This is a genomic window from Brooklawnia cerclae (assembly GCF_011758645.1).
GTDB classification, from domain to species: Bacteria; Actinomycetota; Actinomycetes; order Propionibacteriales; family Propionibacteriaceae; genus Brooklawnia; species Brooklawnia cerclae.
The window spans coordinates 2,765,424-2,790,110 of record NZ_JAAMOZ010000001.1; the positions used below are offsets into that span (position 1 = coordinate 2,765,424).

General features: G+C 69.4%; 24 protein-coding genes. 8 read left to right on the plus strand and 16 right to left on the minus strand.

Translation table 11 applies throughout. The annotated features are described in order from the left end of the window. Window position 1: 1 nt before the first annotated feature. Genes FB473_RS12750 through FB473_RS12795 form a run of 10 tightly spaced genes read right to left on the minus strand, consistent with a single transcriptional unit; the run spans window position 2 to window position 11,082 of the window. Entirely contained in the window at window positions 2–1,012 is a 1,011-nt protein-coding gene (locus FB473_RS12750) for a Gfo/Idh/MocA family protein (RefSeq protein WP_167168367.1), read from the minus strand. Continuing rightward, the gene (locus tag FB473_RS12755; protein WP_167168370.1) at window positions 1,009–2,025 is read right to left on the minus strand and encodes a Gfo/Idh/MocA family protein; all 1,017 of its coding nucleotides are present in this window, start codon (window positions 2,023–2,025) and stop codon (window positions 1,009–1,011) included. Before FB473_RS12755 ends, FB473_RS12750 begins: the two co-directional genes overlap by 4 nt. Continuing rightward, window positions 2,022–3,224, minus strand: coding sequence for a DegT/DnrJ/EryC1/StrS family aminotransferase (locus FB473_RS12760; RefSeq protein ID WP_167168373.1), 1,203 nt, complete (start codon window positions 3,222–3,224; stop codon window positions 2,022–2,024). The genes FB473_RS12755 and FB473_RS12760 overlap by 4 nt, the downstream gene beginning before the upstream one ends. Then, window positions 3,160–4,248 (minus strand): LacI family DNA-binding transcriptional regulator, encoded by a 1,089-nt coding sequence (locus FB473_RS12765; RefSeq protein WP_167168375.1) that lies wholly within the window; start codon window positions 4,246–4,248, stop codon window positions 3,160–3,162. Before FB473_RS12765 ends, FB473_RS12760 begins: the two co-directional genes overlap by 65 nt. Further along, window positions 4,245–5,546, minus strand: coding sequence for a hypothetical protein (locus FB473_RS12770; protein ID WP_167168378.1), 1,302 nt, complete (start codon window positions 5,544–5,546; stop codon window positions 4,245–4,247). The genes FB473_RS12765 and FB473_RS12770 overlap by 4 nt, the downstream gene beginning before the upstream one ends. Next, on the minus strand, window positions 5,546–7,123 hold the full coding sequence (locus FB473_RS12775) for an ABC transporter substrate-binding protein (RefSeq protein ID WP_167168381.1): 1,578 nt from the start codon (window positions 7,121–7,123) through the stop codon (window positions 5,546–5,548). Before FB473_RS12775 ends, FB473_RS12770 begins: the two co-directional genes overlap by 1 nt. 2 nt (window positions 7,124–7,125) lie before the next feature. Further along, on the minus strand, window positions 7,126–8,154 hold the full coding sequence (locus tag FB473_RS12780; RefSeq protein WP_167168384.1) for an ABC transporter ATP-binding protein: 1,029 nt from the start codon (window positions 8,152–8,154) through the stop codon (window positions 7,126–7,128). Beyond that, window positions 8,151–9,200: an ABC transporter ATP-binding protein gene (locus FB473_RS12785; RefSeq protein WP_167168386.1), complete on the minus strand. Its 1,050-nt coding sequence runs from the start codon at window positions 9,198–9,200 to the stop codon at window positions 8,151–8,153. Before FB473_RS12785 ends, FB473_RS12780 begins: the two co-directional genes overlap by 4 nt. Further along, window positions 9,197–10,126: an ABC transporter permease gene (locus FB473_RS12790; RefSeq protein WP_167168389.1), complete on the minus strand. Its 930-nt coding sequence runs from the start codon at window positions 10,124–10,126 to the stop codon at window positions 9,197–9,199. The genes FB473_RS12785 and FB473_RS12790 overlap by 4 nt, the downstream gene beginning before the upstream one ends. Before the next feature lie 8 nt (window positions 10,127–10,134). Next, on the minus strand, window positions 10,135–11,082 hold the full coding sequence (locus FB473_RS12795; RefSeq protein ID WP_167168393.1) for an ABC transporter permease subunit: 948 nt from the start codon (window positions 11,080–11,082) through the stop codon (window positions 10,135–10,137). Between the two features lie 199 nt (window positions 11,083–11,281). Between FB473_RS12795 and FB473_RS12800 the strand changes: the two genes are divergently transcribed. From FB473_RS12800 to FB473_RS12815, 4 genes are all read left to right on the plus strand, one after another. After that, entirely contained in the window at window positions 11,282–12,415 is a 1,134-nt protein-coding gene (locus tag FB473_RS12800; protein WP_167168396.1) for an N-acetylglucosamine-6-phosphate deacetylase, read from the plus strand. A 153-nt stretch (window positions 12,416–12,568) separates the two neighbouring features. Further along, entirely contained in the window at window positions 12,569–12,928 is a 360-nt protein-coding gene (locus FB473_RS12805; protein WP_167168399.1) for an SPW repeat domain-containing protein, read from the plus strand. A 150-nt stretch (window positions 12,929–13,078) separates the two neighbouring features. After that, a complete protein-coding gene (locus FB473_RS12810; protein WP_167168402.1) occupies window positions 13,079–13,657 on the plus strand; it encodes a TetR/AcrR family transcriptional regulator in 579 nt (192 codons plus the stop codon). Window positions 13,658–13,709: 52 nt separating this feature from the next. Next, window positions 13,710–15,953: a heavy metal translocating P-type ATPase gene (locus FB473_RS12815; protein ID WP_243863564.1), complete on the plus strand. Its 2,244-nt coding sequence runs from the start codon at window positions 13,710–13,712 to the stop codon at window positions 15,951–15,953. Window positions 15,954–15,965: 12 nt separating this feature from the next. On the opposite strand, the gene FB473_RS12820 is transcribed toward FB473_RS12815, so the two are convergent. After that, a complete protein-coding gene (locus FB473_RS12820) occupies window positions 15,966–18,821 on the minus strand; it encodes a heavy metal translocating P-type ATPase (RefSeq protein WP_167168405.1) in 2,856 nt (951 codons plus the stop codon). Between the two features lie 269 nt (window positions 18,822–19,090). Between FB473_RS12820 and FB473_RS12830 the strand changes: the two genes are divergently transcribed. Further along, complete coding sequence (locus FB473_RS12830) at window positions 19,091–19,327, plus strand: hypothetical protein (protein ID WP_167168407.1); 237 nt, start codon at window positions 19,091–19,093, stop codon at window positions 19,325–19,327. Beyond that, window positions 19,324–19,650 carry a ribbon-helix-helix domain-containing protein gene (locus FB473_RS12835; protein WP_167168410.1) on the plus strand — a complete coding sequence of 109 codons (327 nt, stop codon included), beginning with the start codon at window positions 19,324–19,326 and terminating at the stop codon, window positions 19,648–19,650. The genes FB473_RS12830 and FB473_RS12835 overlap by 4 nt, the downstream gene beginning before the upstream one ends. A 221-nt stretch (window positions 19,651–19,871) precedes the next feature. Here FB473_RS12835 and FB473_RS12840 read toward each other — a convergent pair whose 3' ends face one another. From FB473_RS12840 to FB473_RS12860, 5 genes are all read right to left on the minus strand, one after another. Then, window positions 19,872–20,243, minus strand: coding sequence for a hypothetical protein (locus FB473_RS12840; RefSeq protein ID WP_167168413.1), 372 nt, complete (start codon window positions 20,241–20,243; stop codon window positions 19,872–19,874). A gap of 24 nt (window positions 20,244–20,267) precedes the next feature. Further along, complete coding sequence (locus FB473_RS12845; RefSeq protein WP_167168415.1) at window positions 20,268–20,939, minus strand: peroxiredoxin family protein; 672 nt, start codon at window positions 20,937–20,939, stop codon at window positions 20,268–20,270. Further along, window positions 20,936–21,880 carry a cytochrome c biogenesis CcdA family protein gene (locus tag FB473_RS12850; RefSeq protein WP_167168418.1) on the minus strand — a complete coding sequence of 315 codons (945 nt, stop codon included), beginning with the start codon at window positions 21,878–21,880 and terminating at the stop codon, window positions 20,936–20,938. Before FB473_RS12850 ends, FB473_RS12845 begins: the two co-directional genes overlap by 4 nt. After that, complete coding sequence (locus FB473_RS12855) at window positions 21,880–22,173, minus strand: thioredoxin domain-containing protein (protein ID WP_208390561.1); 294 nt, start codon at window positions 22,171–22,173, stop codon at window positions 21,880–21,882. Before FB473_RS12855 ends, FB473_RS12850 begins: the two co-directional genes overlap by 1 nt. Window positions 22,174–22,260: 87 nt before the next feature. Then, entirely contained in the window at window positions 22,261–22,497 is a 237-nt protein-coding gene (locus FB473_RS12860) for a hypothetical protein (RefSeq protein WP_167168421.1), read from the minus strand. Window positions 22,498–22,766: 269 nt separating this feature from the next. Between FB473_RS12860 and FB473_RS12865 the strand changes: the two genes are divergently transcribed. Both FB473_RS12865 and FB473_RS12870 read left to right on the plus strand, forming a co-directional pair. After that, on the plus strand, window positions 22,767–23,474 hold the full coding sequence (locus tag FB473_RS12865; protein WP_167168424.1) for a response regulator transcription factor: 708 nt from the start codon (window positions 22,767–22,769) through the stop codon (window positions 23,472–23,474). Further along, window positions 23,471–24,631, plus strand: coding sequence for a sensor histidine kinase (locus FB473_RS12870; RefSeq protein WP_167168427.1), 1,161 nt, complete (start codon window positions 23,471–23,473; stop codon window positions 24,629–24,631). Before FB473_RS12865 ends, FB473_RS12870 begins: the two co-directional genes overlap by 4 nt. Window positions 24,632–24,687 lie beyond the last annotated feature (56 nt).

The following is a 24,687-nucleotide window of genomic DNA, read 5'->3' on the forward strand; positions in this document are numbered from 1 at the left end:
ATCAGTCCACTCCTTTCAATGAACCAATGGGCGAACCAAGGTGCCATGGTTGCGGGACGGTCCCGCGTGAAGCGCTGCGAGCGGCGAGCACCGCCAGGCGGCTGGCGGCGAGGCTCGCATGGGTGCCGACCTCGGGCTCGCGGCCCGAGCATCTGGCGTCGAAGTACTCCTGGGCGGGGCGCATCGCGGGCGGACGCTCGGTCACCGCGTCCCGGCTCCCGGTGACCAGTTCGACCTCGGGGCGGGCGAAGTCCAGGTAGATGACTCCCTCGGTGCCGGTGATCCGCATCTGATAGCGGCCCGTCCCCTGCGAACCCCCTGGCCACAGCCAGTTCGCGTCCAGGGACGCCGAAGCCTGGCCGTCCAGGTCGATGGTGACCAGGCAGGCCGTCGCGAAGCCGTCGTCGCGCCGGAGGCGCCATCCGCTGATGGTCCCCTGGGTGGCCTGCGAGAAGAGCAGGGCCAGGTCGATGTCGTGCAGGGGCAGGTCGGTGAGGATGTCGCCGTAACGGCCGTCGAAATACCACGGGGGACGCGCCCCCTCGTCCAGCAGGTGGGGGCCGGTCGCCTGGATCTGCCGCACCTGCCCGATCGCCCCGGACGCCACCAGGGCCCGCGCCTGCCGGGTCGACGCGTACCACCGCTTCTCGAACGCCACGGACAGGAGGGCGCTCGAAGCCTCGGCGGCGCGCGACACCTGATCCAGGCCCTCACCGGACACGACCAGCGGCTTGTCGGCGAGCACGTCGACTCCCCGATCCAGCGCAGCGACGACGGCATCGGCGCGACCGGCGTACTCACCGCACACGACGAGCACATCCGGCCGCGTCGCGTCGAGCATCGCACGTACGTCCCCGAAGTCGGGCACGGCGCCGAGCCGGTCACGCGGCACGAAGGCATCGCCGGGATGCGGGTGAGCCCCCACCAGCCGCAGCTGTTCGGGGCGATGGTCGAGTTCGGCGAGGAAGTAGCCCACATGGGGGTGGGAGAATCCGTCGATCGCGACCTTCATGCGTAGTCCCCGACCGATTGGCGGCGGCCCGTCGCGTCCGACCTGTAGATCGCGTCGATGAGCCGGACGGCGGGCAGACCGTCGGCGAGTGTGAGGCCCGGCTCGGAGCCGGTCTCGAGGGCGTCGGCGATGTCGAGCCACTGCTGACGGTGCCCCGCGTCCCCGATGGCCGAGGGATCTCCTGCCCCCGAGACGGTGGGGGTGCCCGCATCGGGCCTGCCGACCCCGGGGAAGTCCCACCGGGTGATCGCGGCATGGTCGAGCTCGAACGAGCCGCGGTCGGTGTGGACGCCCAGCCGCGCGGGCATGCCCGGACGGGTGGCGGTGCTGGCGATGATCGAGCCGAGCGCGCCGGAGGCGAATCGCACCGCGGCGATCGAGGTGTCCTCGGCGCCCATGTCGTGGACGAGGTTCCCGTCGATGGCGGCCACCTCGGTCGCCTCGCCCAGGAACCAGGTGAGCAGGTCGACGCTGTGCAGGGCCTGGTTCATCAGCACTCCCCCGCCCGGTGGTTCGCGACGCCAGGACGCTGCCCGGTAGTAGTCCGGTGTGCGCCACCACAGCACACTGATCTCACCGACCAGCGGCCGGCCCAGCTCGCCGGCGTCCAGCAGACGCTTGATCGCCACATGCTGGGGTTCGAAGCGGCGCTGAGCGATCACCGCGCCGAACAGCCCGGACGCCCGCCAAGCGGCGACCACCTCCTCGGCGCGGGCGGCGGTGGTCGCCAGTGGCTTCTCCACGACGATGCCCTTGCCATGCGCGAGCGCCGCCAGCGCCTGCTCCCCGTGCTGGTTGCTGGGGGTCGTGATGACCACCAGATCCACATCGGGATCGGCCAGCAGCTCCTCGGGGCTCTCGCGGCGGCCGGGGACTCGTCCCGCCAGCTCGGCGGCCCGGTCGTCGCCGCAGCTGTACGCCACGAGCTCCAGGCGCGGTGACAGCGCCGTGACAACCCTGGCGTGTGTCTCGCCGATGGATCCCAGACCTAGGATCCCGACCCGTGTCGTCACGAACTCGCTCCTCCGGAGACCTCGCGGAACGCGGTCACCACGATGTCGGCGACCGCGTCGACCACCTCCGGGTCGGCCAGCAGCACCGTCTGCGGCAGCCAGATCGTCTCGTCCACCAGCCGATCGGTGTTGGGGCAATGAGCCTCGGGAACCGAGCGTCCCAGCGCCTCGCAGACCTTGGCGACCTGCCCGAGCAGCGCCGGGTTGCGGTGCAGGGGCACGTAGCCGGTGCTCGCCCCCGTCAGGCCCGCGGCGTGCAGCAGGCCCGCCAGTTCGTCCCGCCGGTCCGCGGTGAGCGTGGGGAACCTCATGAGGAACAGGTGCTGGCCATGCGTCGAACCGTCGTCGAACATCACCGGGGGCACCTCGATGCCGTCCACGCCCGCCAGCGCCGCCGCCAGTCGTTCGGCGTTGTCGCGACGCACCTTCTGGAGTTCGGGATGGGCCTTCAGTTGTTCACGCAGGATCGCGCCCTGGAACTCGCTCAGACGCAGGTTCATGCCGAACGTCCGGTGGTCGTACCACGCCCCACCCGGCACCCGGCCGACGTTGACGAACGAGAACAGCCGGGAGGCGAGCTCGTCGTCCCGGGTGACGATGGCCCCGCCCTCGCCCGAGGCGAGGTTCTTCGAGCTCTGGAAGCTGAACGTCGCCATGTCGCCGACCGGGATGGCGCGGCCCTTGTACCGAATGCCGGCCGCCTGAGCCGCGTCCTCGATCACCGGGACGCCGGCCCCCCGCGCGACTGCCATGATCTCGTCCATCTCGCACGGAGCGCCGCCCAGATGGACCGGGACGATGGCCGAGGTCCGGGGCCCGACGAGCTGCGCCAGGGCGCCGGGATCCATCGTGTACCGTCCCGGCAGCGTGTCACAGAACACCGGCACCAGGCCGAGGAAGGCCGGGGCCGCGGCTGTGGCGATGAAGGTGTAGCTGGGGACGATGACCTCGCTGCCGAACGGCAGGTCGAGCACCGACAGGGCACTGATCAAAGCGATGGTGCCGTTGGCGCACGCCAGGGCGTGCGGCGCGTCGTGGTAGGCCGCGAACGCGTCCTCGAAATCGTGGACGAAATGGCCGGCCGACGACCCCCAGGCCTCGGTCGCGAGGATCTCGGCCAGGAGTCCCTGCTCGTCACCGGTCTGTCGCGGCCAGCGGGGAATCCGCTCCTGCAGGGACGTCGGCTCGTGAATCGACACCTGTTACCTCCTGTGGTGAGGGTGCTTGCACAATGGTGGTTCCCGGCAGGAAGCTGCCCGGAACCCTGATGTGGGGCTGCGGGACCTCGACGCCGCGGCGCAGCTGGATGAGCGTCCGGGCGGCGAGCGCGCCGGCCTCCTCGTAGTCGAGCGCGACCGTGGCGAGGGTTCCGCGAATGCTGGGGGCCAGGGTGCCGTCGCAGCCGAGGACGCTGATGTCCTCGGGGATGCGCAGCCCCAGGGTGAGCAGGCCGTGGATCACGCCCTGTGCCATGACGTCGTCGAACACCTGGACGGCCGTGACGCCGCTGACGGCCACCGATTCCGCCGCCAGGACGCCGCCGTCGAAGGTCGAGTCGCCGGGATCGACGGTGACCAGCCCGAGCGTCGTGTCGCGAGCGAGATAGCCGCGCACGGCCTCCTCGCGGCGCCGGTTGGACCACGACACCGCGGGACCGCGAACGTACGCGAAACGGCGATGCCCCAGGTCGACCAGGCGCTCCAGCCCCGCCTGGATGCCGGCCTCCGCGTCCAGCAGGATCCCGGGCACGCCGGGCACCTCGCGGTTGATGAGCGCCAGCGGCTGCTCCTTGGACAAGGCGATGAGGTCGTCGGCGACCAGTCGGGACGACATGTTGATGATGCCGTGGGTGTTCCTGGCGACCTCGCGGATGAGTCGTGTCTCCGTCTCCGGTGAGTCGCTGGTGTCGACCAGGACGCCGTACAGACCCGCGTCGATGAGCGTGCGCTGTGCCGCGCGCAACAGCCGGGGGAAGAAGGGGTTCGCGATGTCGGGCACGACGACCAGCACGAGGTCGCTCTGCCCGGTGGACAGCGCCCGCGCGGCGCGGTTGGGACGATAGCCCAGTTCCGCGGCGATGCGCCGGATGTGCTTCTCCGTCGCGGCGGGCAGCATGCCCGGACGGTTCAGGGCGCGCGACACGGTCGACATGGACACGCCGGCCCTCGCGGCGATGTCGGCCAGCGTGACCATGCTGCTCGCGGCGTCTTCGGTGGGACTCATCGTTCGTCTCCGGCTCTCGTCAGGGTCCGGGCCGCCGCGACGAGAGCCTCCAGGCTCCCGGCGGCGAACGGGGCCGGCATGCCGTAGTAGCGGTGGGCATCGAGCACCTCGTAGCCCCCGAGGGGGTACGAGGCGGCGTCCGGCAGGTAGCCGGGCGTGTCGAGATAGTAGCCGCCGACGATCGTGTGGGACGCCGGGTCAGCGCCCAGAGCGAGATCCGCCGCGAGGAAGGGTTCGCCGGGGAGGAACACGATCGACGCCTCGCCGATCCCCAGCCGGGCCACAGGAAGCCTGCAGTCCGTCGACCGGCCGGCCTCCGGCGTTCCCGCCCAGGCGATCCAGCTCCGGAGCAGGGCCCGAGTGCCCTCGTCCGCGCTCCGGAGTTCCTGCTCCCAGCGCTGCCGGAGCTCGGCCGGGGTCTCGGTGTCGAGCGGGTTCATCGTCACGTCGACCTCCGTGCGTCCCGCGGTCAGTCCACCGGACAGGTCGAGGGCCTGCCACTGCCCGGCCAGCAGGTTGTCGGCCAGGGTGGTGCCGAACAGGTCGGCGTCCCCGGGCGTGCGGCCCCCGCTCTCGTCGAGGTGGAAGGACTTCGTCACCGAATGACCGGCGTTGATGTCTCCGGCGCACCCGGTGAGGAAGAGCACCGGGCAGCCCGTCGCCTCCTGCATCCGGAGTCGCAGGTATCCGGGGTAGTCGGGCGACAGGTACAGGTTCGCGGGCCCGATCACCGTCGGATGGCACGGGTAGCTCACGAGGTAGCCCGCCACCTGATCACCGGACCTCCAGCGGAGGGCACGCAGCCTGGCGTCCGGCGACACCACCGCCTTCCTGCGATCGTGGGCCAGGCCGGGAATCTCCGGGTCGAACCATTCGAGCGTGCAGTCGCGCCGCGAATCGAGGGCACGCCGGGCGGCCACTGCGGCGGCCTTGGCGACTGCCTTCCGGGCCTGTTCGCTGTGCTCCCCCAGCCGTCCGGGCAGGATCCCCGGCCCGGCGTGGGTGTGGGTGGCGGTCAGGAGCACGGGGTTCGGCAGGTCGGCCTCGGCGTTCACCAGGTCGGCGAGCTGCCGGTCGACCCCGATGACGTCGAGAGCCACCACCACCTCGTCGCCGACGGCGAGCGCGACCGCTTCCGGGGCGGGATCGAGTGAACCCCGGGAGTGGGCGGTGCGCGCCGCGAACCCCGACATCGGCAGGCCCCGGCCGAGATGCAGGGGCTCGTGGCCCCACCCCACGGGCACCGTCCCGGTGGGGACGGCGTCCGTGGTGGCGGATTCGTACGGCGAAGCGAGCATCAGTTCACTCGGTAGGAGTTGTAGAAGACCGGGCCGATGAACGACACGAACCCGCCGACGGTGTCACGCTGGGCAGTGATCGCCCGGATGTCGCCGAACTTGACGGCGGGCACGTAGCTGTAGTGCACCTCCTGGAGGTTGGCCATGGCGGCCAGGCCCTCGTCCGAGGACGTCGCGGCGTTGACCTGCGCTATCGCGTCGGCGAGTTCGGAGTCGTCGCTCCAGCCGGCGTAGGTCGGCGTCAGGTACGTGTAGGCGCTCGGGATCGGCCGCTTGAGGAAGTCGGACACGAACAGGTCGAACCCGGCGGGATCGTTGATGAGCTTGAGTTCGCTGGCCCAGTCGGTCACCTGGAGGTTCACGTTGAGGCCGAGTTCCTTGAGCACATCGGCGACGACCACGGCCGAGTTGTACATGTACGGGTAGTCACGGGTCGTGACGAAGGTGATCTCCTCGCCGTTGTAGCCCGACTCGGCCACCAGTTCCTTCGCACCCTCGATGTCGTTCTGGTTGTAGGCGTCGAGACCGGCGTCGGTGTACCAGTCCTTCTGGGTGGTCGCGGCAAGCGCCCCGTTGAGTTCGTAGTAGTCGGTCGAGTTGTAGCTCGCGTTGAGCACGTCTTCCGCATTGATCGCCATCTGCACGGCCTGACGCAGCTTCTCGTCGGCGAACGCGCCCTGCTTCTTGTTGAAGACCATGGCCAGGATGCCGCTGTTGAGCGTGTTCAGAGTCACTCCCGAGGTGGACGCCAGCTGGCTCGCGTTGTCGGCGGGAATGTCGGTGGCGTAGTCGTACTCGCCGCTCATGATGCCGTTGACGCGGGTGGTCGCGTCCGGGACGATGTTGAAGATCAGCTTGTCGGCCATGGGTTCTTTCTTGCCGACGATGCCGGACGCCTCGTCGTCGCGGGCGACGTAGCCGTCGAAGCGCGACAGGACGATCTGCTGGTCGACCGTCATCGACTCGATCTTGAACGGGCCGGTACCGAAGAGGTCCTCCTGCGGGACGCCGGTGGACGCAACGGCCTTCTCGATCGACGTCGCGGGCATGATGACCAGCTGCTGCGTCGGCTGAGCCAGGTAGTAGATGCCGGTGTAGAGGGTCTGCGGAAGCTTGATGACGACGGTGTCCGCGTCGGGCGCGGTCACCTCGGCGTCCGCGAAGAACTGCTGGCCGGCGCTGGTGACCTGGATCCAGTAGTTGATCGAGGCGATCACGTCGTCGGTCGTCATGGTCTGACCGTTGTGGAACGTGATGCCGGTGCGCAACTTGAAGGTGAATTCGGAGTAGTCGTCGTTCGTCGACCACGACTCGGCCAGCATCGGCTGGACGTCGTAGTTGGCGTCCAGTGCCACCAGGCCCTCGAACACGTTGTAGGCGATCGTGTTCGTGGCCGAGGTCGTCACGACGACCGGGTCGAGCGTGGGCGGCTGCGAGGGCCAGGCGATGTTGATCTCGCCGCCCGTCTGTGCCGAAGCGGCATCGGAGGGGCTCGTCGACCCTCCGCCTCCACATGCGGTCAGCACGAGGCTCAAAGGCAGCAGGACAGCCGCGAGCCTCCTCAGCATTGTGCGCATGGTCATTCCTTCCCGGATTGTGTCGGTGAATGGGAACTGGGGTGTTCTTCGGGACCGGGCCGCTGGGCGGCCGGGCCGGCGTACAGATGGCAGCGAACCGCTCGGCCGTCGTCCCTGCGGATCATCGGCGGCGCCTGCGCCGAGCAGACCGGCATGGCGAACGGGCAGCGGGAGTGGAACCGGCACCCTGCGGGGATCGCCAGCGGCGAGGGGATCTCGCCCCGGATCGCTATCCGCTCACGGTCCTGGCGCCCGGGGATGGCCGACGACAGCATCTGCGTGTAGGGGTGCAGCGGATCCGAGATGAGGTGATCCGGCCCGAGTTCCTCGACGATCTCGCCGAGGTACATGACGATCACGCGGTCGGCGATGTACCGCACGACCGACAGGTCGTGGGTGATGAACAGATAGGCGTACCCGCGATCGCGCTGCAGGTCTGCCAGCAGGTTGAGGATCTGCGACTGGATGGACACGTCCAGCGCCGAGACCGGCTCGTCGCAGATGACCAGCTCCGGGTCGTTCATGATGGCCCGCGCGATGCCGATCCGTTGCAACTGACCGCCCGAGAACTGGTGGGGATAGCGCTGCAGGGCCTCGGGCCCGAATCCCATGTCGGCCATCAGCTGCGCGATGTGATCGTGGTTCTCGCCACGGTTCCTGAAACCCTGGATGACCCGGGTCTCGTTGAGGATCGCTCCGATCCGCCGCTTGGGGTTGAGCGCCGAGTAGGGGTCCTGGAAGATGATCTGCACCGCGCGCCGCCGAGCCCTGCTTCCCGGGGAGAGTTCGTCGCCGGTACGCGCCGAGGTGACCGAGATCGTCCCCGCGGACGGGGTGTTCAGTTCGACCATCGCGCGGCCCAGCGTCGACTTGCCGCACCCGGACTCGCCGACCAGGCCGAGGATCTCGCCCGGGCGCACCTCGAGCGACACTCCGTCGACCGCCTTCACGGTGCCGAGCCTGCGCCCGTTGACGGACCGCACGTCGAAGTCGACGTGCAGGTCGTCGACCCTCACGATCGGATCGGTCATCGCGTGCCCTCCCCGGCCGTTGTCGTCGATTCCGCCGGGTGGTCCGCATGCCAGCAGCGGACGCGGGCGTCGCTGCTGACGGCACGCACACCGGGACGCGTCAGGCACACCTGCGTCGCGATCGGGCAGCGTGGCCGGAAGTAGCAGCCGTCGGGTTTGGCAGCCAACCCGGGCACGCGACCGGGGATCACGGCCAGGCGGTGCTCGTGCCGGTCGCGGTCCATGGCCGGCACCGACGCCATGAGGCCGCGGGTGTAGGGGTGACGCGGGGCCTCCATGATCTGGCCGGTCGGCCCCTCCTCGATCACCTGACCGAGGTACATGATCGCCACCCGATCGCAGATCTCGCGCACCACGGACAGGTCGTGCGAGATGAAGATCAGGGCCATTCCCAGGTCCTGCTGGAGTTCGGCGAGCAGGTCGAGGATCTGCGCCTGAGTGGTGACGTCGAGGGCGGTGGTCGGTTCGTCGGCGATCAGCACCTCGGGGTGGGCGGCCAGGGCCATCGCGATCATGACGCGCTGGCGCATGCCGCCCGACAGCTGATGCGGGTAGTCGTCCAGACGACGAGAGGCGTCGGGGATCCCGGTGCGGGTCAGCAGGTCGCCGGCGGCCGTCCTGGCCTCCCTCGACGACAGCCCCCGGTGCAGCTTCAGCGACTCCCCCAGCTGGTTGCCGATGGTGAACACCGGGTCGAGGGAGGTCATCGGATCCTGGAAGATCATGGAGATCGCCGCGCCCCGGTATCGCCGCATCTGCTTGGGCGGCAGACCGAGCAGATCGGTGCCGTGGAAGAGCACCTGGCCCGAGTAGTCGGTGTTCCGCTCGTCGAGCAACCTCATCACGGCGCGTGCGGTGACGCTCTTGCCGCATCCCGATTCGCCCACCAGGCCCAGGGTCTGGCCGGCGCTCACGGTCAGGTCGACACCTTCGACGGCTGTCAGCCGCCCCTCGTCGGTGGCGAAGGAGACATGCAGGTCGCGCAACTCCAGGGAGGGGGTCACCGCCGCCTCGTCCGGCTCGGCGCGCTTCGGCTCTGTGCTCATCGCGACCTCCTCCACAGTCGTGCCAGGCGCCCGCCACCCGAGAACTGGGGGTCGAGGACGTCGCGCAGCCCGTCACCGAGGAGGTTGACGCTGAGGATGAGGACGAGGATCGCCAGGCCCGGGAACAGGATCAGCCACCAGGCGTCGAAGATCACGGCTTTGCCCTCCAGGAGCATGTTTCCCCAGCTCGGCTGGGGGGCGGGCACGCCCAGGCCGATGAAGCTCAGGGCGGCCTCGACCAGGAGCGAGTCGGCGAACACGAACGTCGCCTGGATCAGCAGGGCCGGTGCGACGTTCGGGAAGGCGTTGACCCACAGCAACCGCAGCGGCCCGGCACCCTGTGAGCGGAGGGCCTCCACGTAGGTCTGCTGTTTGACCGCGAGGGCCGAGGATCGCACGACCCGGGCCACACGCGGCGCGTAGACCACCGACAGCGCGATGACGAGCGTTCGTGTGCTGCCGCCCAGAGCCGCCGCCAGAGCGATCGCCAGCAGCATGGCGGGGAAGGCCATCAGCCCGTCGGCGATGCGCATCACTATCGCGTCCACCCATTGGTAGAACGCCGAGTACAGGCCCGCGATCGTCCCGAGGGCCCCGGCGAGCAGGGCGGTGCAGGCTCCGACGACGAGCGAGACCCTGCCTCCGACGAGGACGCGGACCAGCACGTCCCTGCCGAATGTGTCGGTGCCGAAGGGATGACCCGCCATGGGTGGTCTGAGCCTCAGCGACGCGTCGACGCTGAGCGGATCCTGCTGGAGCAGAAGCGGGCCCACGAGCGAGGCCAGGACGACCAGCGCCAGCCCGAATCCCCCGGCGATGAACAGCGGGCTACCCGCCATTCGCAGGAGCAGCCGCCGCCGCTGTTCGCGACGCTCCACGGCGATGGACGCGCGGGTCTCGGCGTCCTGGGACGAAGCACGTGTCATGCGATCACCTACGCCTTCACCCGCACGCGGGGATCGAGGACGCCGTACAGCACGTCGACCACCAGATTGATGAGCACATAAATCGTCGCCGTGGTCAGCACAACCCCCTGAATGACTGGATAATCGCGACGGGAGATCGCATTGATGGTCAATTGCCCGATTCCGGGCACATTGAATACGGTCTCGATAACGATCGCCCCACTGAGCAACAGCCCGAATGACTGGGCGACGACGGTCAAAATCGGCAATGCGCCATTGCGCAGCACGTGCTTGAAGGTGATCGTGCGACCGTCCAGGCCCTTGGCCTGGGCGACCGTGACGTAGTTCTGGTGCAGCACCTCGATCACCGACGTGCGGGTCATGCGCGCGATGAGTGCCGCCTGCATGACCGCCAACGCGAGCGCGGGCAGGATGATCGTGCTGAGGAAGGGCCCGATCCCCTGGTCGGGCGGACGGTAACCGGCCGAGGGCAGCCACTGCAGCCCGACCGAGAAGACGAGGATGAGCAGCAGGCCCAGCAGGAAGCTGGGCAGCGAGGTGCCCAGCACCGCACCCGCGATGACCAACAGGTCCGTGGACCTTCCCTGCTTGTGAGCAGCGATGATGCCTGCTGGGACACCGATGAGGACGGCGATCAGCTCGGCGACCAGGGCCAGATAGAGGGTCGGCTGGATCTGTTCGCCGACGGCGGCGGCAACGGCCTTGTGGAGGAAGATCGACTGCCCGAGGTCGCCCCGGAGAACCCCTTCGATCCACACGGCGTACTGGGTGAGGATGGGCTGATCGAGGCCGAGTTGGTGGCGCAGCGCGTCGACGTCGGTCGGGCTTGCCTCCGGGCCGAGCATCGTCGCCGCGGGGTCGCCTGGTGTCAGATGCATGATGAGGAAAACGACGACCGACACGACGAAAAGCACGGGGATTCCCGCGATGATGCGTCGAAATATAAATCGCAGCACCCAGATGCTCCTCAGTCGGTTGTGGCGTGTTCTGTAGTGGCTAGCATGTGTTGTGCACGCGCTTGCACGATGTGGTCAATAGTTGTATGCAAGCGCTTGCAAGTCAAGCCATCGATGTTTCGGAATTGTGACATTCGTGTTTCAGCTGTCGATGCCTCCGCCGGAGGCCCGCGGCCGGCACGGCGGAAAGGAATGGATGATGCGGCTCCTGACGGGACGCGATCCCTCGACAGGCGAACTGACCCGTGCCCATTGGGACGCCGACGGGGTGATCGTCCAGATCGAGCGCCTCGGCACCGGCGGCGGAGAGCCGTGGCTCGCCCCGGGGCTGATCGACCTCCAGGTGAACGGCTACCGCGGCCACGACGTCAACGCGGCGGACGTGGACGCCGGCACGATCGCGTCCATCACCTCCGACCTCGCCGCGACCGGCGTGACGAGCTGGGTGCCGACCATCATCACCAACAGCGAGGACGCGATCCTCCGCGCGCTGACCGCCGTCGCCACAGCCCGCCGGGTGGATGCCGTCGTCGCGGCGGCGATCCCGTTCGCCCATGTCGAGGGCCCGTTCGTCTCCGACCAGGACGGCCCCAGGGGCGTCCAGGATCCTGCCTTCATCAGGCCGGTCGACGCCGCCGAGGTCGAGCGCTGGACGAAGGCCGGCCCGGTGGGCTACGTCACCGTCTCCCCGCACTGGCCCGGCTCCCCCGAGCAGATCCGGGCGATCACAGCCCTGGGCGTCGCGGTGTCGATCGGGCACACGCACGCGACCACCGAACAGATCCGGGCCGCCGTGGACGCCGGCGCCACCTTGTCCACACACCTGGGCAACGGCATCGCCGCGACGCTGCCCCGGCATCCCAACGCGATCTGGACGCAACTGGCCGACGATCGGCTGACCTGTGGCCTCGTGGGCGACGGCCATCACCTGCCCGCCGAGACCCTGACCGCCATGGTGAGGGCGAAGGGGCCCGGCCGCGCGTTCCTCGTCTCGGACGCGACCGAACTGGCGGGCCAGGCCCCCGGGCGCTACCGCACCTCGGTCGGGGGCGACGTCGAACTGTCGGAATCGGGTCGTCTCAGCTACGTGGGCACCGAGTTGCTCGCGGGGGCAGCGACGGACCTCGCGTTCAACTTCGGCTTCGTGCTCGGGCACACGCCGCTGTCGATGCGCGCCTGCTGCGAGCTGGCCTGCGCCACCCCTGGCAGGATCGTCCAGCGCCTCGGCGGACGGCGTTGCGGGGAACTCGTCACGGGCAGTCTCGCCGACCTCGTCCTGCTGGACGACAGGGGACGCGTCCTGCAGGTGGTGCAGTCGGGCCGGGTGCTGTAGGAGCCTGTCGACGACCATCCCCGGTGCCTGTCATGGGGACGCCGGCGATCTCGGCCCAGAACTTCGTCGAAATCGTGAACTCTGTCGCGAACTAGCGCTACGGTTTACGTAGCGCTACGAAAGACGTAGCGCTATATGAAGAGGTGAGTTCGTATGTCCAGCAACACGATTTCTGGCACGCAGCTCAAGTGGCGCACGTGGCAGGACTGGACCAATCTGGTGCTCGGCGTCATCCTGGCCGTCGCCCCGGCCTTCGCGGACTTCAAGTCCGGCGCGGGGGTCGGCTGGGCCGTGACTCTCGGCATCGTGATCCTGCTCGTCGCCCTGTGGGCTCTGGCGACCGAGGCATCGCAGGCGTCCGAGTGGGTGCAGGTGGTCGCCGGCGTGATCGCCTTCCTCGCACCCTGGTTCGGCGCTTTCTCCGGCACGTCGGGCGCATGGTTCGCATGGATCATCGGCGTCCTGGTGGTCGTCCTCGCGATCTGGGCGCTGGCCCAGTACTCGAAGCGGTGAACCTGGGTCGATATTCCTGTCCGGGTGTTGCGAGGACGCGGGGCGACGAGTCGTCCTAGTCTTTCGCACAAGCTTCCACGGCCGGTGGAGCCGTCGGTGTCCGATCCGACGCTCCACCGGCCCTCGTATCGCGGTTGAAGGGGAACAGTCATGGTCGCGGACCGCGGCTCACGCATCCGGCACGAGACCGATCAGAAGATCGCGCAGGCGACGCTGTCGATCGCGCTCGAATCAGGGCTGCCGGCGGTGACCATCGAATCCGTGGCCGCTCGGGCGGGCGTCGCGAAGACCACCATCTACCGCCGATACCGCGACCGCGACGACCTGCTGGCCAGGGTCGGCGACCACTTCCTCGTGTTTCCTCCCGCCTATGCACAGGTTCCGCCGACCAAGCAGAACCTGGTCACCGTCGTCCGCACGATTCAGAAAGGGTTCGAGGAGCGCCTCGGGATCAAGGCGGTCGGGCTCCTCCTCGCGTCGGACGGCGACTTCTTCCGGACGATCGCCGAGCGCGTCATGCACCCCGAGCGCCGTTCGCTGAGCGGCTTCTTCCGGCGTGGGGTCGAGGAGGGGGTCTTCCGGCCGGGCAGCGAGGAACACATGACCGTGGAAGTGATCATCGGGGCGATGTTCGTGCACGCCGCGCTCGACGGCCAGATGTCCCCCGACTGGGCCGAGCGCATGGTCGAGTACCTCTGGCCGGTCATCGCGGCGGAGGAAACAGCCTGATCCGCGTCCTCGGATGCCTTCGGTGGCCGCGAATCGGACGTAGGTTGACGCCATGAGCGAGCACCACGCGAGCGATCCCGCGATGCGGCGCATGGAGATGCACGACTCGGCGCATGCCGAGGCGGATCACCCCACGGACGGCGCGGACCACTCGGCCATGAGCGGCATGGAGCACACGTCGACGGGTCACACCTCGATGGGCGGCATGGAGCACGGCGTGATGGACGGCGGCCACGTATCCCACGCGGGTCACGACCCGACGGCCCACACCACGGCAGATCACGGTTCCATGAACCACGACGCCATGGGCCAAGGTTCCATGGACCACGGGCATCACGACCACGTCGCGCAGTTCCGGCGGTTGTTCTGGGTGATGCTCGTCCTGGCGATCCCGGTGGTCGGCCTCTCGCCGATGTTCGCGATGATCATCGGCTACTCATTGCCCGACGCGGCCTGGCTGACCTGGGTGTCGCCGCTGCTCGGGACGGTGATGTTCGCCTGGGGCGGCGCGCCTTTCCTCCGGGGCGCAGTGGGCGAGTTGCGAGCGCGACAGCCCGGAATGATGCTGCTGATCGCACTGGCGATCACTGTCGCATTCCTCGCCTCCTGGGGTGCCAGCCTGGGCATGCTCGGTCACGAACTCGACTTCTGGTGGGAACTGGCGCTGCTGATCGTGATCATGCTGCTCGGCCACTGGCTCGAGATGCGCTCGCTGGCTCAGACCACCTCGGCGCTCGACTCGCTGGCCGCCCTCCTGCCGGACGAGGCGGAGCGCGTCGACGGCCAGACCACGACCACGGTGCCACCGGGTGAGCTTCGCGTCGGCGACGTGGTACTCGTCCGCCCCGGAGGACGCGTCCCGGCCGACGGCCGGATCGTGGCCGGAACGGCCAGCATGGACGAGTCGATGATCACCGGCGAGTCGCGTCCCGCGCAGCGCTCGCCGGGTGAGGTCGTGGTGGCCGGAACCGTGGCCACCGACTCGGCGCTACGGGTGGAGGTCACCGCGATCGGAGAGGACACCACGCTGGCCGGCATCCGCCGCCTGGTCGCGGACGCGCAGGCGTCCTCGACGCACACCCAGCGTCTCGCCGACCGGGCGGCCGGTTGGCTGTTCTGGTTCGCGCTCGCGGTGGCGGCCCTCACCGCTGTCGTGTGGGCGTCGATCGGCGAGCCGGCCCAGGCTGTCGTCCGAGCGATCACGGTGCTGGTGATCGCCTGCCCCCACGCACTCGGCCTGGCGATCCCGCTCGTGGTCTCCATCGCGACGGAACGCGCGGCCCGGGCAGGGGTCCTCATCAAGGACCGCCTGGCGCTGGAGTCGATGCGCACCGTCGACACCGTCCTGTTCGACAAGACGGGCACACTCACCCGCGGTGAGCCGGTCGTCACCGGCGTCGAGGCCGGCGGACACGACGATGACGTCCTCGCGCTGGCCGCCGCCGCGGAGTCGGATTCCGAGCATCCCCTGGCACGGGCGATCGTGGATGCCGCGGCACAACGGGAACTGCACGTCCCGGCCGCGACGGACTTCACCTCCTCACCCGCCATCGGCGTGTCCGCGACGGTCGGAGCCCGGCACGTCCAGGTCGGCGGACCAGGGCTTCTCGAACAGGCCGGCGCGGCCCCGCTACCGGTCGCGGGCCGGTGGGCCGAGCAGGGGGCGATCATCCTGCACGTGCTGGTGGACGACGCCGTCGCGGGGGCCATCCGGCTCGCCGACGAGGTGCGCGGAGAGTCCCGCGAGGCGGTGGACGCCCTCCACGCCCGCGGCGCCCAGGTCGTGATGATCACCGGGGACGCCGAGGCCGTCGCCCGCGACGTCGCCGGCAGACTCGGGATCGACCGCTACATAGCCGGGGTACGTCCCGAGGACAAGGCCTCGACGGTGGCCAGGCTCCAGTCCGGTGGACGAACGGTCGCGATGGTCGGCGACGGGGTGAACGACGCCCCGGCGCTCGCGCAGGCCGACGTCGGGATCGCGATCGGCGCGGGCACCGACGTCGCGATCGCGTCGGCCGGGGTCATCCTCGCGGGGGACGACCCGCGCGCGGTGGTGTCGGTCATCGAGCTGTCGCGGGCCGCCTACCGCAAGATGCGGCAGAACCTGTGGTGGGCGGCCGGGTACAACCTCATCTCCGTGCCGCTCGCCGCCGGAGTGCTCGCCCCGATCGGCTTCGTCCTGCCGATGTCGGTCGGCGCACTCCTGATGTCGGCGTCCACGATCGTCGTGGCGCTCAATGCGCAACTCCTGCGCAGGCTCGACCTCCGTCCCGAGGTGGTCGTCCGGGGTTGACGACCTCGCGGGTCAGGCGAGGTACTTCGCGGGGTCCTCGTCGAAGGCCTTGGCGCAACCCTGCGAGCAGAAGTACACGGTGTTCCCGTCGTACTCGCGCGCCGCCGCTGCCTTGGCGGGGTCGATCGACATGCCGCACACCGGGTCGACGACGCGCGTGGCGCCCTCGTCGTGAGCGTGTGCCGCGTGGGCGTCGCCGTGGTGATGGCTGAAGAGATTCATGGTGTGGGTTCCTTTCGTGTGTTCGGCAACAGGCCCTGATACGGGCGGTTCCGTCCAGACGTCCTCGGCTCCCCCGACCTCCACCCGGAGCGCGTCCGGCGGTACCGGGGCGGCGGAGGCCTGGGCGTCCCGCGTGACCGCCGGGGCGAATCCGCGCAGTCGGTTGGCGTTGAGCACCACCGACAGCGACGAGAACGCCATGGCCAGCCCGGCGATGATCGGGCTGAGCAGCAATCCGGTGGACGGATACAGCGCGCCCGCGGCCAGAGGGATGCCGAGCAGGTTGTAGCCGAACGCGAACCCGAGGTTCTGGTGGATGTTCCGCATCGCAGCCCTCGACAGGTCGATGGCGGTGACCACCCCCGACAACTCCCCCGAGATCAGGGTGACGTCGGACGACTCGATCGCGATGTCGGTTCCGGTGCCGATCGCGAGCCCGACGTCGGCCTGCGCGAGCGCGGGGGCGTCGTTGATGCCGTCGCCGACCATGCCGACCACCCGGCCCTCCGACTGGAGCCGTTCTATCTCGCGCGCCTTGTGCTGCGGCCTGACCTCTGCCACCACCCGGCGGACGCCGACCTCTCGCGCGACCGCGGCCGCGGTGGTGCGGTTGTCGCCGGTCATCATGACCACGTCGATGCCACGGGCGGTCAGATCGGCGATGGCGGCAGCCGAACCGGGCTTGACGGTGTCGGCGACCGCGACCACGCCGGCGGGCACCCGATCGACCGCGACGAGCATCGGTGTCTTGCCGTCCGCGGCGAAGCGCTCCAGGTCGTCAGCCAGGACCTCAACCGGTATACCCGCCGAGGCGAGGAGACGGCGGTTGCCGACGAGCACGTTCGAGCCGCCGACCTGGGCCACCACCCCCTGCCCCGTGACGGAGTCGAAGCTCGTGGCATCGGCGACGTGGAGGCCGCGTTCAGCGGCGGCGTCCACGATCGCCTGGGCCAGCGGATGCTCGGAGTCCCGCTCGGCCGAAGCCACGAGGGCGAGCAGCTGATTCGCATCGAACCCCGAAACCGGAGCGATGTCGGTCAGCACTGGACGGCCGTTGGTGACCGTTCCCGTCTTGTCCACCACGATCGTGTCGAGCCGATGCGCGGTCTCCAGCGCGGTCGCGTCGCGTACCAGGATTCCGGAACGCGCGCCCTTGCCGGTCGCGATCGTGATCGACAGCGGCGTGGCGATCCCGAGCGCGCACGGGCAGGCTATGACGAGCACGGATACCGCCGCGACCAGGCCGTACACGCCCGCAGGGGCGGGGCCGACCATCCACCAGGCGACGAAGGTCCAGATCGCCACGCCGATCACCCCGGGCACGAAATAGCCGGAGACCCTGTCCGCGAGGCGCTGGATGGGTGCCTTCGAGCTCTGGGCGTTGCGCACGAGCTGGATGATCTGGGCGAGCATCGTGTCCTGCCCGACCCTCGCGGCCCGGTAACGGAACGAACCCGTGCCGTTCACCGTCCCACCGACGACCGTGTCGCCCGCCTGCTTGACGACGGGCAGCGACTCACCGGTGACCATGGACTCGTCCACCGGGGACGAACCCGAGACGACGTCGCCGTCGACCGGGATCTTCTCGCCAGGCCGGATGACCACCAGGTCGCCGACGACCACCTGCTCCACCGGGAGGTCGGTCTCCGCGCCTTCACGCAGCACGCGCGCCGTCCTGGGTTGCAGCCCTATCAGGGCCCGGATCGCCTCCCCGGTGCCGGCACGAGCCCTCGCCTCCAGGAGCTGCCCGAGCAGCATCAGAGTGAGGATCGTGCCCACGGCCTCGTAGTACGGCTCGCGCGAGCCCGCCGGGAGCACACCCGGCGCGATGGTGACGACCAGGCTGTATCCGAACGCCGCGACGGTGCCGAGCGTGACCAGCGAGTTCATCTCGGGAGCACGATGCGCCAGCGCCAGCCAACCGGTGCGATGCACCGGCCAGCCCGTGTAGACCATGACCGGGGCGATCAAGGCGAACTGCACCCACGGGTTGAGCAGGAAACCGGGCACCCAGGTGGCACCGAACATGTGCGCCATCACGGCGATCAGGACGGGGGCGCTGAGCACCGCGCCGACGCTCACCCTCCGCCGCAACTCGGTGATCTCCCCGGCCCGAGCGGCGTCCTCCGCGGCCTGCTCGTCTCCCGCCGACCGCGGCTGCCCGCCTGCGGCGCCGCTGTTCCCGGCGCCCGCGACCGGGGGCTGCCCTGGCGTCCCGTTGCCGGGGCGCTCGATCACCGCGACCGATCCGCCTTCTGGGAGCGAGGACGTGGAGCCCGCCTCGGTGACCCGCAACGTGCCGTGGAGCATGTTCATGCCACAGGCGAAGCCGAACTCGCCGGCCTGGTCCGGGGTGAACTCCACAGACGTCGTCTCGTACGCCGGCAGGACGCGATCGATCCGGAAGTCCGGGAACACCACATGCGACGAGCACTCCCCCGACTCCTGGCGATCGAACAGCAGCCGCACCGGCATGCCTCGCGTCACCTCCAGTACCTGGGGGCTGTAGCCACCCTTCACCGTCACGTGCGCGATCTGGACGCCGTCGTCGACCTCCGCCCGTCCGGCTCGTCGCGGGCCGAAGAAGAACAGCCCCAAGCCCACGGTGAGAGCCGCCGCCAGTGCGAGGACAAGTACATCGATCATCATTCGTCTCGATTCCGGGATCTCAAGATACCCCCTGGGGGTATATTAGCCTCATAGTCGCGCGACGCAAGAGCGAAAGCTATCGACTGGGAATTCCGCCCTACAGGTGCGAGGTCGCTTCCTCGAGGAGGTCGTCGGGGGCGAGCCACATCGACGGGTAGTTGCCGTACCAGCGCTTGACGCCACCAGCGTCGACGAGGACGGGTTTGACCATTGTTCCTCCCAGTTGTGTAGTACATACCGCGCGTTGTGTGTGACACAATAGATGCATGAGGCCGATCCGGATCACGCGCAGCGCCCGGAAGCACAAACTGTCAAACCGCCGTATCCGGGAGGCTCTCGCGACCGCCCTGTTCGTCCGGATGGATGGCGCGGACGGCGACATGGCGATCTACGAGGGTACTGACGCGACTGGCCTGGAGATCGAGCTGGGCCTCGTCCGCGACGACCATGGTGAGGGATACGCAGTGGTTCATGCGATGCCGCTGGAATGGAGGAGACTATGAGCAATAAGCAGCCCCCCGAGGGGTTCCCGGTGCGGTTCGGGCCAGACGTGACAGTGGCCGATATCGATTTGGACAGCGAGGAGTTCCGGGTTGGCGGGCACCGGCTGACCGAGGCACGTGCGGCCGAGCTGGCCGTCCAGGCGGAGCGTCGTGGCGGGCGGCCGTCACTGTCCGGTGGCCGGCGGCATTCGCCCGCGCTGAATCTTCGGGTGTCGCAGGCTGATCGTGATCGGCTGGACGCGGTGGCTGCGAAGCAGGGCCGGCGGACGTCTGATGTGGCGCGTGATGCGCTGCGGGAGTACCTCGATCGGCATGCATCGTAGGCCTCGTTCCCGGCCGTAGCGAGTGAGTCCGGGGGCCTCGAGGATGGTCCCGCACGCTTGGCCAGGTCTCCGAGGAGGTCCAGCCAGGCGTCGGCGGAGTACTCGTCGAAGCGCTGCTGGGGGCAGAGCGCGGCGACGTAGCGGCAGAGCATGCCTGCTTCTCGGGCGTTCATCGGAGGTTCCCTTCGGTGCGGTCGCGTGCTTCGGCTCGGGCCCATTGGTCATCGGTGAGTCCGCCTGTGCAGTAGCGGGTGGTGGGGGCGTGTTCGGCGGCTTTGCGGAGCCAGTTGCGCCAGGCGGCGTCCCAGTCGGGTGGCAGCCGGGTGCCGCGTCAGCTCGGGCACATCCTCCACGCGGAATGTCACCGGAAGCTCGGCGAGCAGTTCCGCGTACCAGCCAGGGTCGCTGGTCGACCCGACAAGCCGGCACCGGTACTCGTCCACCGGTTCGAGCCGACCGATCGAGCGCGGCAGCCAACTCACCTCGCCCATCGGGGCCTGGATCAGCACTCGTGTCGGGTACTCCCATCCGGCCGCCAGGTTCTCCTCCAAGACCTCGACGGGATCCAACTCCGGCGGGAACTCGAACCCCACAAAGCCGTCGACCGAGTTTTCCGCCTACAGGTGCGAGGTCGCTTCCTCGAGGAGGTCGTCGGGGGCGAGCCACATCGACGGGTAGTTGCCGTACCAGCGCTGGACGCCACCGGCGTCGACGAGGACGAACCCGTGCCCCGGCAGCCCCTCGTGCATCCCCTTGCCGAGGACGTCATAGGCGGCCGACACAGTGCCGTCGTCCAGCAGGTAGGGCGTGGTGACCCCGTACTGATCGAGGTCGGGCCCGATCTGCTCGGCGGTGTTCATGACGATCGGCAGCACGGTGATGCCGGCGTCGGCGAAGCCGGGATCGTCCTCGATCGCGGCCATCTGGGCGGTGCACGAGCCGCAGCCCGCACCCTCGTTGAAGTAGAGGACGACGGGTCCGCCACGCAGATCGCTCAACGTCACGGTGCCGCCTGCCGTCGTGGGCAACGTGAAGTCGGGCGCCATGGTGGCGGTCTCACCGGACTTCGGCACCGCGGACCACAACCCGAAGCCGATGACGGCCAGTATCAGCAGCGCGCCGACCGCCCCCAGCCGACGGCGGCGTCTGCGAGCCCGTTCCTCCCTGGCCCTCGTCTCGCGAAGCCGGTCGCGCCGGGTCCGGTACGGCACGCCGCCGGCCCGGCTCGTGCCGCCGGTGTTCGCCGCCGCGCGTCGAGTGGTCTTCGGGGTCGCTGTCTTCTGGCTCATCGGTCGGTCCTCAGGGTGTGATCGGGCTCGGTATCCACGGGCTCCGCTGTGGTTCCGGGCTCCGCGGCCTCCGCGTGGTCTCCTGCCCTTTCGCGGAGGGTGACCACCACGAACAGGGCGGCCAGCATCAGCAGGACGAGCCCGACAACGGGCTCGGGAATCGGTGCGCTCCAGGCGAGCAGGCGCGCGAAGACCCGGCTCAGCCAGCCGCCCACCGGCACCAGAGGACTGTTTCCCCCGGTCATGTCCGCAGCTCCGGCCTGGGTGATGACGGCGATGCCCATGACCGTGAAGCCGACGGCCACGGCGAGATTGACGGTGTTGGTGGCCACCACGCGCCCGGCGACGGCGAGGCGCACCGGCCGCGCCCGCAGCCGCGGCTGCCCACCCCTGGGAAGCACGTCCCACAACAGCGCCATGACGAACAACGGCAGCACCATGCCGAACACGTACGCCAGGCCGAGCACGAGCCCGCCGAGGCCCGAACCGGACATCGCCGACAGCGTCATGACCCCGGCGAGCACCGGGGCACAGCAGCTGGAGGCGACGCCCGAGAACACCCCGAGGCTGAAGAAGGTCGCGGTGTCGGCGCGGCCGGTGTCGGGTGCCCGCATCATCGACGGGAGCGACCACATCCGTCCCGACAGCGCGAGCACGCCGAGGCCGATCATGAGCAGGCCCCCGGCCCAGTAGAGGACGGCGTGGTACTTCGCTATCGCGCCCGCGATCAGGCTCACGCCCAGCGTGATCGGGACGAGGACCAGGGACAGCCCCGTGGCGAACACGAAGGTGAGGGGAAGCAGGCGCCAACGCCGGTTCTTCACCGCCGCGGCGAGGTAGCTGGGTGCCAGGAAGACGATGCAGCAGGGGGCGAACAACGCCACCCCGCCCGCGAGGAACGCGGCCAGCACGCCACCGGCCGACAGCAGTTCGGTGCCCATCAGTGCCCCGCGCGGTCGACGCCCAGCACGTGGGCGAGCTTGCGCCGCGGCAAGCGGCCGTTGCTGAAGAAGCGCCCGTCGAGCAGCACGAGGGGGAACATCGCCGGACGATGGGTCTCGACCAGGGCGAGCCCTTCGCTCGACTCGGCGTCCACCGTGCCGAGTTCCACCAGGCCTCGCCCGGCGAACTCTGCCAGCACGCTGTGCGCGTCCTGGCAGAAGTGGCAGCCGGGCGAGGTGACCAGCGTGAGTCTGGGAACGGCGCGTATGCCGTTGTCATGGGGTTGCGTCACAACGGCAACCCTGCCCACCCGAGATCCGCCGATGGTTCAGGCCGGATCAAGATTCGGTCAAGGCCGACGCGTCTGCCACCGGACAGGTCAGTGCTGATGACCGGCCCCGCCCATGACGGCGTGCATGGCGAGCATCATCCCCATGCACGCCAGCCCGCCGAACAGGCCTGCGGCACCGCCACCGGTGGCGAACTGCCAGATCCCGATCAGCACCAGTGGCACGCACATCAGCAGCATCATCCACTTGTGCGGACTGCGCCCGGGCGCACCTCGGGAATGCCCGACGGATTCTCCGGGCCGGGTGGGGGACGGTGTGCTCGTCATGGCTTCCTCTCACTTCGGGGTCAGCATCCGTACGACGAGGACGACCGCCATCCAGATCGCGGCGACCACGGCACAGCCCCACGTCCAGGGGCCGGGCGGCGGGCCGAGATCCATCCACATCGGCTTCACTCCTCACGGCTGCGGTTTCCACCAGACTCCGAGGCACGGACGAAGGACCGCTCCGCATCGGGTCAAGATTCGGCCAAGATCCCGTGGGCGCCCCCTCGCAGGCATCGGCGGGGTGATGGCCCGAGGGGATACTGGCAGGCATGGCCGAACAGGTTTCGACGAATCCGCGCGTCCTCGTGGTGGACGACGAGAAGGCGCTCGCGGGGGTGGTCGCGTCCTACCTGGCGCGAGCCGGCTACGAGGTCTCGCTGGAGCACGACGGCCTGCGCGCGGTGTCCACCGCCCGCGCGCTGGACCCCGACGTGGTCGTCCTCGACCTCGGCCTGCCCGGTCTCGACGGCATCGAGGTCTGCAGGCAGGTCCGGACCTTCTCCGACTGCTACATCCTCATGCTGACCGCACGGGGCGACGAGGTCGACAGGCTCATCGGCCTGTCGGTGGGAGCCGACGACTACATCACCAAGCCGTTCAGCAATCGCGAGCTGGTGGCCCGCGTCCAGACCGTGCTGCGCAGGCCCCGGCGGTCGGCCGCCACGGCAGCGGAGGCCCCACGGGTCTTCGGGGAACTGCGGATCGACGCGGGGGCGCGTGACGTCTGGATCGGCGAGGAGCCGGTGGCACTGACGCGAACCGAGTTCGACATCCTCGACGCGGTCTCCGGCTCGCCGAAGGTCGCGCTCAGCCGCCGCCAGATCATCGACCGGGTGTGGGACGCCGCCTGGGTCGGGGACGATCACGTGGTCGACGTCCATGTGGCGAATCTGCGGCACAAACTCGGGGACGACCCGAGCGACCCTCGCTACATTCTCACCGTGCGCGGCATCGGCTACCGGATGGGCAGAGGATGAGCCTGCGGGGGACGACCGGGTCGCGCGGCCGAACCGCCGTCGACGGGTGGTCGCTGGGGACGCGGCTGTTCGTCTCGCAGGCCGTCGTCCTCGTGGCGAGTGTCGCGACGGCAGGCCTGGTCGCCGCGCTCATCGGCCCGTCGCTGTTCCACACACACCTGCTCGAGTCCGGGCAGGAGGCGGGCTCGCCCGAGATGGCCCACATCGAGCAGGCGTTCACCAGCACCAGCGTGGTCTCGCTGGGTGGCGGCCTGCTGGTCGCGCTCGCGTTCGCCCTCATCGTGACGTGGTATCTCACCCGCCGCATCCGGCGTCCGATCGCCACGCTCGCCGATGCCGCCCACCGGATCAGCGCCGGGGACTACTCCGCACGGGTGCAGATCGCGGGCGCGGGCCCGGAGCTGGCAACCCTCGCCGACTCCTTCAACCAGATGGCCGAGCGGTTCGGGAGCGTGGAGGACACCCGCCGAAGGCTCCTGTCCGACCTGGCGCACGAGTTGCGGACCCCCATCGCCACCCTCAGCGCGCATCTCGAGGGCCTGGGAGACGGGGTCGTCGCGTGGGACGACTCCACCCTGGCGGTGCTGCAGAACCAGGCCGAGCGCCTCGCACGGCTGGCCCGCGATCTCGACGACGTCTCGCGAGCCGAGGAAGGACGCATCGCGCTCGACGTGAGCGTCCAGTCGTCGGCGTCCCTGGTAGAGCGTGCCGTCGACCAGATGCGCGACAGGTATGCCGCCAAATCCGTGCTCCTGGTGGGGGATGCGGACGACTCGGAGGTACGAGTCGATCCACAGCGGATCGCCCAGGTACTGGACAACCTGCTCGCCAACGCCCTGCGGCACACACCGAGCGGTGGCCGGGTCGCGGTGTCGGCCCACCGCGGGCACGGCGGCGCCGTCGTCATCACCGTCGCCGACGACGGCGAGGGTATGACCGGTGAGCAACTGGCCCACATCTTCGAGCGCTTCTACCGGGGAGACTCCGCACGCGCTCACGACGAGGGCGGCTCGGGCATCGGGCTCACGATCGCCAGGGCGATCGCCGACGCGCACGGGGGACGATTGGGCGCGTCGAGCCCCGGGCCGGGCCACGGCTCCACCTTCACCCTGGCCCTGCCGGGCGGCTCGGATGCGCACCCTTCTCGAAGCTCATAGAGACAGAACAATGGCGACGCCTCCCGGGGTCGACAGGGGAGACGGAGTAGGACTGA